This is a genomic window from Nocardioides sp. TF02-7 (assembly GCF_022437945.1).
Classification (GTDB): domain Bacteria; phylum Actinomycetota; class Actinomycetes; order Propionibacteriales; family Nocardioidaceae; genus Nocardioides.
This window is the reverse complement of record NZ_CP092535.1, coordinates 3,556,064-3,568,092: the sequence shown is the minus strand read 5'-3', so window position 1 is coordinate 3,568,092 and position 12,029 is coordinate 3,556,064. Positions and strand designations below refer to the sequence as shown.

General features: G+C 72.9%; 11 protein-coding genes and 3 pseudogenes. 6 read left to right on the top strand and 8 right to left on the bottom strand.

The features are described 5' to 3' along the window. Positions 1-8: 8 nt before the first annotated feature. Positions 9-185 carry a DUF6104 family protein gene (locus MF408_RS18405; RefSeq protein WP_240248903.1) on the top strand — a complete coding sequence of 59 codons (177 nt, stop codon included), beginning with the start codon at positions 9-11 and terminating at the stop codon, positions 183-185. A 6-nt stretch (positions 186-191) separates the two neighbouring features. Here MF408_RS18405 and MF408_RS18400 read toward each other — a convergent pair whose 3' ends face one another. Then, a complete protein-coding gene (locus MF408_RS18400; RefSeq protein ID WP_240248902.1) occupies positions 192-962 on the bottom strand; it encodes an MMPL family transporter in 771 nt (256 codons plus the stop codon). Further along, entirely contained in the window at positions 947-2,335 is a 1,389-nt protein-coding gene (locus MF408_RS18395) for an MMPL family transporter (RefSeq protein WP_240248901.1), read from the bottom strand. Before MF408_RS18395 ends, MF408_RS18400 begins: the two co-directional genes overlap by 16 nt. Positions 2,336-2,421: 86 nt before the next feature. On the opposite strand from MF408_RS18395, the gene MF408_RS18390 reads away from it, so the two are divergent. After that, on the top strand, positions 2,422-3,075 hold the full coding sequence (locus MF408_RS18390; RefSeq protein WP_240248900.1) for a TetR/AcrR family transcriptional regulator: 654 nt from the start codon (positions 2,422-2,424) through the stop codon (positions 3,073-3,075). 192 nt (positions 3,076-3,267) lie between these two features. Beyond that, a pseudogene (locus tag MF408_RS18385) lies at positions 3,268-3,678 on the top strand (hypothetical protein); the annotation flags it as partial. A gap of 316 nt (positions 3,679-3,994) precedes the next feature. Here the strand turns inward: MF408_RS18385 and MF408_RS18380 are convergent. Continuing rightward, positions 3,995-4,600, bottom strand: a complete 606-nt coding sequence (locus MF408_RS18380) for a fatty acid desaturase (protein WP_240252027.1) — start codon at positions 4,598-4,600, stop codon at positions 3,995-3,997. A gap of 503 nt (positions 4,601-5,103) precedes the next feature. On the opposite strand from MF408_RS18380, the gene MF408_RS18375 reads away from it, so the two are divergent. Then, on the top strand, positions 5,104-5,364 hold the full coding sequence (locus MF408_RS18375; RefSeq protein ID WP_240248898.1) for a hypothetical protein: 261 nt from the start codon (positions 5,104-5,106) through the stop codon (positions 5,362-5,364). Positions 5,365-5,366: 2 nt separating this feature from the next. Here the strand turns inward: MF408_RS18375 and MF408_RS18370 are convergent, their stop codons facing one another. Beyond that, on the bottom strand, positions 5,367-5,969 hold the full coding sequence (locus tag MF408_RS18370) for an iron-sulfur cluster-binding domain-containing protein (protein WP_240248897.1): 603 nt from the start codon (positions 5,967-5,969) through the stop codon (positions 5,367-5,369). Between MF408_RS18370 and MF408_RS18365 the strand changes: the two genes are divergently transcribed. Beyond that, on the top strand, positions 5,953-6,573 hold the full coding sequence (locus MF408_RS18365; protein WP_240248896.1) for a hypothetical protein: 621 nt from the start codon (positions 5,953-5,955) through the stop codon (positions 6,571-6,573). The two genes, MF408_RS18370 and MF408_RS18365, sit on opposite strands and share 17 nt — an antisense overlap. 36 nt (positions 6,574-6,609) lie before the next feature. Next, positions 6,610-7,245, top strand: a complete 636-nt coding sequence (locus MF408_RS18360) for a TetR family transcriptional regulator (RefSeq protein WP_240248895.1) — start codon at positions 6,610-6,612, stop codon at positions 7,243-7,245. Here the strand turns inward: MF408_RS18360 and MF408_RS18355 are convergent. The 4 genes and pseudogenes from MF408_RS18355 to MF408_RS18340 form a co-directional block, all read right to left on the bottom strand. Next, complete coding sequence (locus MF408_RS18355) at positions 7,242-8,729, bottom strand: MDR family MFS transporter (RefSeq protein WP_240248894.1); 1,488 nt, start codon at positions 8,727-8,729, stop codon at positions 7,242-7,244. The genes MF408_RS18360 and MF408_RS18355 overlap by 4 nt on opposite strands. A 204-nt stretch (positions 8,730-8,933) precedes the next feature. Further along, positions 8,934-9,902 (bottom strand): zinc-binding dehydrogenase, encoded by a 969-nt coding sequence (locus MF408_RS18350; RefSeq protein WP_240248893.1) that lies wholly within the window; start codon positions 9,900-9,902, stop codon positions 8,934-8,936. A gap of 10 nt (positions 9,903-9,912) precedes the next feature. Beyond that, positions 9,913-10,875: pseudogene (locus tag MF408_RS18345) on the bottom strand (serine hydrolase domain-containing protein); the annotation flags it as partial. A gap of 74 nt (positions 10,876-10,949) precedes the next feature. After that, a pseudogene (locus MF408_RS18340) lies at positions 10,950-12,021 on the bottom strand (NADP-dependent malic enzyme); the annotation flags it as partial. Positions 12,022-12,029 lie beyond the last annotated feature (8 nt).

The window sequence follows — 12,029 nt, the reverse complement described above, 5'->3', positions numbered from 1 at the left end:
TGCCGCCGATGTACTTCACCGACCGCGGGATCGAGGAGCTCGAGCAACGCCGGGGTGACGAGGAGGTCACCCTGGCGTGGCTCGCGGAGCGGCTCCAGGAGTTCACCGACGTCCACCCGGAGTTCGAGACCGCCGTCGAGCGGTTCGCCACCTGGCTGGCGCGGCTGGACGACCCCGAGGACTGAGCGCGCCTACCCGACCGTGACCGGCGGCACCGGCAGCTCCTCCTCGGTGCCCTCACGCAGCCGGAACCGGTCGGCCACCGCCCGCAGCGGCCGCGGCGCCCACCAGGCGGCCTCGCCGAGCAGCCGGATGCCGGCCGGCAGCAGCACCCCGCGGATCAGGGTGGCGTCGACCAGGATCGCCAGCCCGGTGCCCAGGCCGAAGAACTGGATGAAGCTGACCCGGCTCACCAGGAACGCGAAGAAGCTGATCGCGATCAACGCCGCCGCGGTCGAGACGATGCGGCCGGTGTGCGCCAGGCCCCGGACCACTGCCTCCTCCGACGACCAGCCCTGCTCGCGCATCTCGGTGATCCGTCCCATCACGAACACCTCGTAGTCCATCGACAGGCCGAACGCGACGCAGAACAGCAGCACCATCATGCTGGTGTCGAGCGGCATCGGCGTGAACCCGAGCACGCCGGACAGGTGCCCGTCCTGGAACACCCAGACCATCGCGCCGAGGGTGGCGGCCAGGCCGACCCCGTTGAGCACCAGCGCCCGCAGCGGCTGCACGACGCTCCCCGTGAAGAGGAAGAGGATCACGACGGTCGTCGCCACCAGCCACCCGGCGGCGAGCGGCAGGCTCCCCGTGATCGCAGCCATGCTGTCGACCAGCTCGGCGGTGCGGCCACCGACGAGGGCGTCGACACCGGCCGGGTCGGGCAGGTCGCGGACCTCCGCCACCAGGTCGCGCGCCGCGGCGGAGCGGCGGTCGAGGTCGGTCACCACCTGGAGCACCGCGCCGTCCTCCCCGGCCGCTGCTCGACCCGCACGACGTCGGGCAGCGCCGCGACCCGCTCGGCGTACGCGGCGAGCTCCTCCGGGGACACCGGGCCGCTGGTGACGACGGTGATCGGGCTGGTGCGGTCGCCGGTGAACTCCGCCCGCAGGACGTCGCCGACCTGGCGGCTGCCGGCGCTGGTGGGCAGCACGCGGTCGTCCGGGGTGCCGAACGAGACGCCGAGCAGCGGGAGCGCCATCAGGGCGAGCACGCCGAGCACCGGCACGGCGGTCAGCACCGGCCGCCGTACCACCGCAGCCGCGAGGCGGCCCCAGAACGGTGCGGCACCACCGCGGATCCCGCGCACACCGGGCACCTTCCACGCGTCGACGCGGTCGCCGAGCAGGGTGAGCGCGGCGGGGAGCAGCACGACGGCGCTGAGCGCCGTGATCACCATGACGCCGATCCCCGCGTAGGCGAACGAGCGGAGGAAGTAGAGCGGGAAGACGAGCATCGCCGCGAGCGCGACGGCGACCGTGGTCGCGCTGAACAGGATCGTCCGGCCGGCCGTCTCGACAGCGCGTACGACGGCCGCCCGGTGCTCGCGTCCGGCCGCGCGCTCCTCGCGCACCCGGGCCACCATGAGCAGCCCGTAGTCGACCGCGAGCCCCAGCCCCAGTCCGGTCGTGAGGTTGACGGCGTAGATCGAGACGTCGGTGAGGGAGCCGAGGACCGACAGCTCCGCGAACGTGCCGACGATCGAGAAGGTGCCGACGGCCAGGGTGACCAGTGCGGCCACCCCGTTGCCGAACGCGAGGACGAGCAGCGCGAGGATCAGCGGCATCGCGATCGCCTCGGCGAGCCCGAGGTCGGAGCCGATCTGGCCGCCGATCTCCTCGCCGACGACCTCGCCACCGCCGACGCGCACCGTCACGCCGCCGCTGCTGCCGGGGTCGACCGTGTAGTCGTCGATGACGCCGCCGGGCTCGGGCGCGCCGGTCGCCGCGGCGCCGGCCGTCACCAGCGCGTGCTCGCCGTCGGCGGACCGCAGCGCCGGGTTGCCGGCGTCGAAGTAGGACACCACGTCGGTGAGGCCGGGCTCGGCCTGCAGCCGCCGGGTCAGCTCGCGACCCGCCTCCGCCGCCGCCCCGTCGTCCACCGTGCCCTCCTCGGCGGTGACGACGAAGAGGTAGTCGGCGTCGCCGCCCGCGACCTCCTCGAGGCGTTCGGCGGCGCGGGTGCTCTCCGACGAGGGGTCGTCGAACCCTTCCGACTGCAGCTTTCCGAAGGCCCCGACCGCGAGCCAGCCGGCGACGCCGATCAGCACGACAGCGAGGGCGAGGACGGCGCGGGCGCGGGTGGTCACGAGGGTGCCGAGAAGACGCAACATGAGACTCTCCTATGTGCACGGCGTTAACTTTACGCCTGTCAACTTGGCACACATGTGGGCGCGTGTCAACATTCATTCCGTGACCCGTGAGCAGCCGTCCCGGCCCTACCACCACGGCGACCTCCGCAACGCGCTGGTGCGCGCGGCCGCGGAGCTCGCCGAGCAGGGGCGGCCCGGAGGCCGTCACGATCCGGGCGGCCGCCCGTGCCGTCGGTGTCACCCCGACCGCCACCTACCGCCACTTCGAGAACCAGGCCGACCTCCTCGCCGCGGCCAAGGACGAGGCGATGCAGCGGATGGCCGCGACGACGCTCGCGCTGCTGCCCGCGCCGGCCGCCGGTCCGGTCGATCCCGTGGCGGCCGCCCTCGAGCGGCTGCAGGCCGCCGGGCGCGGCTACGTCCAGTTCGCGCTCGACCAGCCGGGCCTGTTCCGGATGGCGTTCTGCCCCGTGCCCGACACCGACGACCAGCCGCTCCAGTCGCGGCTCGCCGCGTCGCCGCCGTACGCCTTCCTCGCCTCGGTGCTCGACGAGCTGGTGGAGGTCGGGTGGCTGCCTGCCGAGCTGCGCCCGGGTGCCGAGGCCGGCCCGTGGGCCGCGGTGCACGGGTTGAGCCTGCTGCTCCTCGACGGCCCCTACCGCCACCTGGACGCCGCGGGCCGCGACCAGGTCGTCACCAGCACACTGGACCTCGTCGTCCGCGGCCTCGCGGGCACCGAACGGACCAGAGGAGACCGGTGACCGACTACCCACCGCCGCCCTGGCGGATGCACGGCAGCCTCTGGCTGTCGCTGTTCCGGCTCCGCCACGGCGCCGACGACCGGCACCCCGCCGGGGTCTACGGCGTCGCCTTCGTCAGCTACGTCGACCCGAGCCCGCTCCGCTACGGCGAGCTCCTCGTCGCCCGGCCGACGCGCGCTCCCCGACGGCGAGCGGGCGGTGACGATCACCGACATCTGGGTCGACTCGCCGGCCTCGATGGCCGGGGGCCGTGCGCTGTGGGCGATCCCCAAGGACCTCTGCGACTTCGAGCTCGAGAGCACCTTCAAGGGACCGCTCACCTCGACGCACTGGTCCGCGTCCGTCGACCGGCGGGTGGTCGCCGAGGCGGCGTTCACCGACGTCTCGAGGGCCGCGCCGCGCGCGCCGTTCAAGGGACTGGTCGACCAGCCGCCCCTCGCGGAGCACGACGGCCGCGGCCGGGCCGTGATGAGCGGCACGGCGAAGGCGCTCCCCTGCCGCGCCCGGTGGAGCTTCGCCGCCGACGGCCCGCTGGCCTTCCTGCGCCCGGCCCGCCGGCTCGGCTCGTTCCGGATGGCCGACTTCCGGCTCCGGTTCGAGTGACTGCCCCCATGGTCGAGTAGGGACTTTCTCACCGCCGAGAAGTGCCTGCTCGACGTGGAGGAAGTACCTACTCGACAGCGGGCTCGTCGGCGTGCTCGGCGAGGGGCGCGGCGCGAGGCGTCACGGATCTCGAACACCTCGGTGGCGAAGCCGCCGACCGCACCGGCGACCTCCTTCACCGCGCCGGCGAGGATGGTGACGACCTCCCCCACCGTGGTCGCCGCGGCCTCGGCGGTCGCCTGGACCGCGTCCTTGCCGATCTCGGCCCGGCTGATGTGGTCGCGTCCGGTCATGGCACCAGTGTGACGGCTCCCGGTCAGGCCGCCAACGGCGTCTGCGTCACATCGCCGGCCGGGCCACGCCCCTGCTTCGGCCGGTCCGGCAGGGCCAGCCGGCAGATCTTCTTCGCCACGCTGAACAGCTGCTTGCGCAGCGGCCCGGTGTTGTACTGCAGGCCGTAGCGCTCGCAGATCTCGCGGATCTCCGCGGCGACCTCGGGGTAGCGCCGGGCCGGCAGGTCCGGGAACAGGTGGTGCTCGATCTGGTGCGACAGGTTGCCGCTCATCACGTGGAAGAGCGGGCCGCCGGTGATGTTGGCCGAGCCGAGCAGCTGGCGCAGGTACCACTTGCCCCGCGACTCGACGCCGTCCTCGTCGAGGATCTCGTCCTCGGCGAACGACTCGACGCCCGCCGGGAAGTGACCGCAGAAGATGATGTTGAACGCCCAGATGTTGCGCACCAGGTTGGCGGTCGCGTTGCCGACGAAGGTCAACGGGAACAGCGGGCCGGTCAGCGCCGGGAACAGCAGGTAGTCCTTGAGCGCCTGCCGCTTCACCTTGCGCATGATCCCGGCGTGGAGCTTCTTGTTCTCCGAGATCTTCCGCTTCCCCGCCACGATGTTCTCGACCTCGAGGTCGTGCATCGCCACGCCCCCACTCGAAGAAGATCATCAGCAGGAACGCGTAGACCGGGTTGCCCAGGTAGTACGGGTGCCACGGCTGGTCCTCGTCCATCCGGAGGATGCCGTAGCCGATGTCGCGGTCCTTGCCGAGGACGTTGGTGAACGTGTGGTGGATGTAGTTGTGGGAGTACTTCCACTGCTCGCTCGGGCAGACGTTGTCCCACTCGAACATCCGCGAGTTGTACGCCGGGTCGCCCAGCCAGTCGTACTGGCCGTGCATCACGTTGTGCCCGATCTCCATGTTGTCGAGGATCTTGGAGATGCTCAGCGCCGTCACCGCGAGCGGCCAGGCCGGCGGCAGGTAGAACAGCGCCCGGCCCACCACCTCGAAGGTCCGCTGCGCCTTCACCACCTTGCGCAGGTACTCGGCGTCGGCGTCGCCGAGGTCGTTGATGATCCGCTGCCGGATCGCGTCGAGCTCGGCGCCGAACGCCTCGAGCTGCTCGGGGGTGAGGCCGTGGTAGGTGTCGTTCGTGGTCATCGGGATTCCTCTCGCTCTCGGGCGGGTGGTGTTCGCATCAGCCCTGGTGCTCGGCGGCTGTACGCCGACCCGGCGCAAGCTGCGGGGGCGGCTCGCTTCGCTCGCGGAGCGCACCGTGCGCCGGGTCGGCTGGTGCTCGGGCGCCTGCCTCGCTTCGCTCGCGGAGCGCACCGTGCGCCGGGTCGGCTGGTGCTCGGCGGCTGCCTCGCTTCGCTCGCAGCCGGCACATGAGGGCAGGTACTGAAGTCACAGGTCGACGTGGCAGTCGCCGACGGGGGTGCTGACGCAGATGCGGATCTCCTCGTCGGGCAGGGCGGACTCCTCGCCGGTGAGGACGTTGCGGACGGTGCCGCTCCGCTTGGTGCTGGTGCAGGAGAAGCAGATGCCCATCCGGCAGCCGTGCTCCGGCCGCAGGCCGAGCGCCTCCGCCTGCTCCAGGAGGCTGGTGCCGGTGTTGGCCGCGGTGACGCCGGACCGCTCGAACGCGACCTCGCCGGTCACGTCCGCGTCGCCGGAGGCGGCCCGCGCGACCGACGGCTTGAAGAACTCCATCCGCAGCCGCGGCGAGTCGCCGTACGCCTCCGTGACGAGCTCGACCAGGCCGGCCGGCCCGCACAGCCAGGTGTCGGTGTCGCGGTACGACGGCACCAGCCGCCGCAGCTCGAACTCGCTGAAGGTGCGGTCGCCGTGCCGCAGGTGGACGTCGACGCCGTTGTCGGCCTCGGCGATCGCGCGCAGCTCGTCGGCGAAGATCTGGTCCTCCGGGCCGCGGGCGTAGTGGAGGAAGGTGACCCTGCGGCCGGCGTGGCCGTCGTAGCCGTCGCGCAGCAGCGTGCGCAGCATCGACATCGCCGGCGTGATGCCGGACCCGCCGGTGATGAAGAGCAGGTGGTTGTTGGTCGGCGTGGCGGGGCTCTCGGTCAGCGTGAAGTCGCCCTGCGCCTGGCTGAGGTGCAGGACGTCGCCGGGCCGCGCCTCGTGGACGAGGTGCCGTGAGACCTGCCCCTCCTGGTGCGCCCGGACGGTCAGGGTGATCCGCTCCCCCCGCCCCCGACGCCGCCGACGAGATCGAGAACGCGCGCGTCAGGCGACGGGCGGAGCCGGGGAGGTCGACCCCGACGAGGACGTGCTGGCCGGCGCGGTGGCCGCGCCAGGTCGTGGTGGGCTGGAGGGTCAGGGTGGCGACCGGGGCGGTGCCGACCCCGGCGGTCTCCCGCCGGACGTCGACGACGCGCGCCCGCACCTCGTGCGCCGCCCACATCGGGTTGACGTGCTCGAGGTAGCGGTCGACGCCGTGCGGGCTGGCGAGCGCGGCGACGACGCGGGACCGGAGGACGCCGCCGGCGACGTCCGCGAGGATGGTGCCCATCGGTACTCCCGCAATTCGGTGAACATCCGTACACCAAAACTCTCGCGGCTCCCCCCGCCACCGGTCAAGCAGATCGCCGCGTGACAGTGAACACGTGTGCACTCTCGTAGGATGCTGGGTATGCCGCCGACGACCGAGACCCGCGCGGAGCGCAAGAGCCGCACCCGCCGCGCGATCCTCGACGCGACGCTCGACCTCTGCGAGGAGCAGCCGCTCGCCTCGCTGTCGCTGCGCCAGGTGGCCAAGCAGGTCGGCATCGTGCCGACGGCGTTCTACCGGCACTTCGGGTCGATCGAGGAGCTCGGGCTCGCGCTCGTGGAGGAGTCGATGGCGTCGCTGCGGGCGATGCTGCGCGACGTCCGCCGGGGGCGGCCGGAGTACCGCGACATCATCGACGCCTCGGTGGCCGTGCTCGTCGAGCACGTCCGCGCCGAGCGCCGGCAGTTCTCCTTCATCGCCCGCGAACGCTTCGCCGGCCCTGCCTCGGTGCGGGTCGAGATCGCGCGCGAGATCGGGCTCTTCGAACGCGAGCTCGCCGTCGACCTCGGTCACCTGCCCGGCACGGAGACCTGGTCCGACACCGACCTGCGCGTGGTGTCCAACCTGATCGTCAACGCGATGGTCGCGACCATCGAGGCGCTGCTGGCCGGCGGCCCCGCCGACCAGCAGCGCGTCGTCGACACCGTGCGCACCCAGCTCCGGATGCTGATGGTGGGCGTCGTGAACTGGAAGTCGGTGGACCAGGCCGGATCCTAGTGCCCGGCCGGCGCTCCCTCCGGGGCGTCGACCTTCGACGGCAGCAGGAACGCGCAGACCACGACCACCACGCCGATCATCGCGCCGGCGGCGAAGGCCCACTGCAGACCGCCCACGAACGCCTCGTCGGGCGCCGCGCCGCCGCGGGCCAGCGCGTCGGACCGGTTGTCCAGGATCACGATCAGCAGCGCGGTGCCGATCGCGCCGGCCACCTGCTGCAGCGTCCCGAGCAGGGAGCTGCCGTGGGAGTACAGCTGGGGTGGCAGGTCGCCGAGGCCGATCGTGAACGCCGGGGTGAACACGGTCGCGAGCGAGGCCATCAGCGCCACGTGCAGCGCGAGCAGCATCGGGTACGGCGTGTCGGTGCCCACCCGGCTGAGCAGGCCGAGCAGCGCGACCATCGCGAACGCGCCCGGGATGACCAGGGGCCGGGACCCGAACCGGTCGTAGAGCTTGCCGACCTGGGGGCCGAGCACGCCCATCGCGAGGCCGCCGGGCATCACCATCAGGCCCGCCTCGAGCTCGGACAGCCCCCGCAGGTTCTGGAGGTAGAGCGGCAGCAGGATCATCGAGCCGAGGAACGCCATGAAGCCCGCCGACAGCAGCACCAGCGAGATCGCGTAGGAGCGGTGCCGCAGCGTGCGCAGGTCGAGCAGCGGCGAGTCGGAGCGCTGCAGCCGCAGCTGGTAGCCCACGAAGGCGACGACCAGGGCCGCACCGACGCCGATGAGGAACGGCGTCGAGCCGCTGTCGGTGCCGATCTTGCTGAGCCCGTAGACCAGCGTGCCGAACCCGGAGCCGGCGAGCACGACGCTGAGCCAGCTGACGGCGCTCCGTCGCGGCTCGCCGACGTTCTGGAGCAGGCGCAGCCCGCCGACGGTCACGAGCACGGCGATCGGCAGCACGACCGCGAAGATCAGCCGCCACGACCCGAGGTGCAGGATCACGCCGGAGACGGCGGGCCCCAGGGCGGGGGCGCACGACATCGCGAGCGTCACGTTGCCCATCACCCGGCCGCGGTCGTGGGCCGGGACGACGGTCATCAGCGTCGTCATCAGCAACGGCATCATCACCGCGGTGCCCGCGGCCTGGATCGCCCGGGCCACGATCAGCACCTCGAACGCCGGCGCGACGACGGCCAAGGACGTCCCGACGATGAACGTCGACATCGCGGTGGCGTACGCCGCCCGGGTGCTGACCCGCTGCAGGAACCAGCCGGTCACCGGGATGACCGCGGCCATCGTGAGCATGAACACCGTGGACAGCCACTGGGCGGTGCGCTCGGTGACCCCGAAGTCGACCATCATCCGCGGCAGCGCGTTGACGAGGATCGTCTCGTTGAGGATCACGACGAAGGTCGCGGCGACCAGCAGGGTGATCACCAGCGGCGTGCGGCGGGAGCCCGGGGCGAGCTCGTCCTCCAGCTCCGCGATCGTCTCGGTCGCTCGGTCCGGGGTGCTCTCCCCGGTCGTGGGCGCAGTCATCTCGAGTCCTCGGGTCGGGTCGGTCGGGCGTCGCCCTGACGGCGGTGCCGCTCTTCGTGAACACCACGAACGGGCGCTGCCGGATACGACAGTGCGCGGAGGCCGAACTCATCGCGGCCGCCGGACGCAACGTCGGACGGCCCCCGATGCTTCCCGACCGGACGACCTCGCGCGACCGATTTTTCGCGGGGTCTGCCGACCTCGTCAGCGGGTGAGCACGACCTTGCCGAACACCTCGCCGGCCGCCATCGCCGCGAAGCCCTCGCGGGCCTCGGTCATCGGCACCACGCGGTCGATCACCGGCCGCAGCCCGGTCGCGTCCAGCATGGTCACCAACGAGGCCAGCTCGTCGCGGGTGCCCATCGTGGAGCCGATGACGCTCAGCTGGAGGAAGAAGATCCGGGTGAGCTCGGCGTCGTCGAGCCGCGGACCGGACGTCGTGCCGCTGATGACGATCCGCCCGCCGGGGCGCAGCGACCGCACCGAGTGCGACCAGGTGGCACGGCCGACCGTCTCCATCACGGCGTCGACCTTGACCGGGAGCCGGGCGCCGGACTCGTAGACCTCGTGCGCCCCGAGCTCCAGTGCCTTGGCGCGCTTGCCCTCGTCGCGGCTCGTCGCGAGCACCCGCAGCCCGGCGGCGCGGCCGAGGGCGATCAGCGCGGTCGCCACGCCCCCGCCGGCACCCTGCACCAGGATGGTGTCGCCCGCCTTCAGCCCGCCCTGCGTGAACAGCATCCGGTAGGCGGTCAGCCACGCGGTCGGCAGGCAGGCGGCCTCCTCGAACGACAGCGAGGCCGGCTTGGGCACCACGTTGCCGCGGGGCACGACGACCCGGTCGGCGAAGGTGCCCTGGTGGCGCTCGGAGAGCAGCGAGCGGCGGGGGTCGAGGGTCTCGTCGCCCCGCCAGCCGGGATCGGAGACGACCGCGTGGACGACGACCTCGTTGCCGTCCTCGTCGAGGCCGGCCGCGTCGCAACCGAGGATCATCGGCAGCGCGTCCTCCTTCAAGCCCACCCCGCGCAGCGACCACAGGTCGTGGTGGTTGAGCGAGGCCGCCTTGACGGTGACGGTGGTCCACCCGTCCGGGGCCACCGGATCGGGCCGCTCCCCGACCACCAGGCCGGACAGCGGGTCGTCGGTGCTGAAGGACTCGGCGTAGACGGCGAACATGGGAGCCAACCTAGCGAGCCGGCCGCGACGCGCGGGAGAGCCCGGCGAGCAGGCGCATCCCGACCAGGTCGAGGCCGCGGGCGTGGTTGGCCAGCACCGCGACGGCGTCGCCGGTCTCGGGGACGATCGCGACGTACGACCGGAACCCACCGGTGCCGCCGTTGTGCCACTGCAGGCCGCCGTGGAGCATCCAGCCCAGGCCGGTGTCGCGGTGGTGCTCCTGCTGGGTGAGCCGGATCGCGTCGCCGAGGTCGCCGGTGGGCGGGTCGGCCTGGGCGCGCAGCCACAGCAGCTGGTCGTGCACCGTGGACCGGAGCGCACCCGCGCCGGGGAGCCCGACGAGCGGCCACGGCGCGGCCGGCGACCGGCGCCGGTGGTGGCCGGTCGCCAGGCGCGCTCGCTGGTCGGCGGTCAGCTGCTCGTCGGTCGCGGTGTCGGCCATGCCCAGCGGTCCGGCGATCCGGGTCCGCACCAGCTCGCCGTACGACGTCCCCGCGAGGCGCGCGAGCGCGAGGCCGAGCAGGCCCATCCCTGTGTTGGAGTAGCGGCTGCGGCCGGTGCCGGGGGTGCGCTTCAGCCGCGAGCCGCGCACGCCCGCCACGAGCGCCGCCTCGTCGACGCCGGCGTAGGGGTCGCGGCCGCGCAGCATCTCCACGGAGCCGCGCACCACCGGCACGAAGATCCGGGTCAGGCCGGAGGTGTGGGTCGCCAGGTGCTTCAGGGTGACGGGCACGCCGTCCCGCTCCAGCGGGGCGACCTCGGGCACCAGCTCGGCCACCGGCGTGTCCAGGTCCACCTCGCCGGCGACCACCGCGCAGGCCAGCAGCGTCGCCGTGAACGTCTTGGTCACCGACCCGATCTCGAAGAGCGTGCGCTGGTCGGGTGCGGGCCCGTCCGGCAGCCGGGTGTGACCGGCGCCGTGGACGAGGATCCGGCCCTGGCGGTCGACGTACCCGGCGGCGACTCCGGCCCGGCGCCGCGCCGCGCGGGAGACCGCCGCAGCGAGCCGGTCGGCCGTCGGGTCGCCGCCCGGCTCCTCGGTCATGCGCGGGCCACGCCGTCCTGACGGGCGGCCGTGGCGACCGCCGCGGCGACGGCCGGGCCGACGCGCGGGTCGAACGGAGAGGGGATCACCAGGTCCTCCCGCAGGTCCTCGCCGACCAGGCCGGCGAGGGCCTCGGCGGCCGCCACCTTCATCCGCTCGGTGATCGCGGTGGCGTGGACGTCGAAGGCACCGCGGAAGATGCCGGGGAAGGCCAGCACGTTGTTGATCTGGTTGGGGAAGTCGGAGCGGCCGGTGGCCACCACACGGGCGTGCCGGTGGGCGACGTCGGGGTGCACCTCGGGGTGGGGGTTGGCCATCGCGAAGATCACCGCGTCGTCGGCCATCGTCGCGACGACCTCCTCCGCGACGGTGCCGCCGGAGACACCGACGTAGACGTCCGCGCCGGCGAACGCGTCGGCGAGGCTGCCGGTGCGGCCGGTGCGGTCGGCCGTGAGCTCGGCGAGGGCCTTCTTGGCGGGGGGTCAGGTCGTGGCGCGTGGAGCTGACGACACCCTTGCGGTCGGTGACCACGAGGTCCTTCACGCCCGCCTCGAGCAGGATCTTGGCGATGGCGACGCCGGCCGCGCCGGCGCCGGAGACGACCACCCGCGTCGACTCGGCGGACCGGCCTGTGAGCCGGAGCGCGTTGACCAGCGCCGCCAGCGTCACCACGGCGGTGCCGTGCTGGTCGTCGTGGAAGACCGGGATGTCGAGGCGTTCCTTGAGCCGGTCCTCGATCTCGAAGCAGCGGGGCGCGGAGATGTCCTCGAGGTTGATGCCGCCGAAGCTCGGGGCGAGCCGCACCACGGTCTCGACGATCTCGTCGACGTCGGTGGTCGCGAGGCAGATCGGCACGCCGTCGACACCGCCGAACTGCTTGAACAGCACGGCCTTGCCCTCCATCACCGGCATCGCCGCGGCGGGCCCGATGTCGCCCAGCCCGAGCACCGCCGTCCCGTCGGTGACGATCGCGACGGTGTTGGGCACCCAGGTGTAGTGGCGGCTCAGCGTCGGGTCGGCGGCGATCGCCTCGCACACCTCGGCGACGCCTGGGGTGTAGGCGAGCGAGAGGTCGTCCGGGC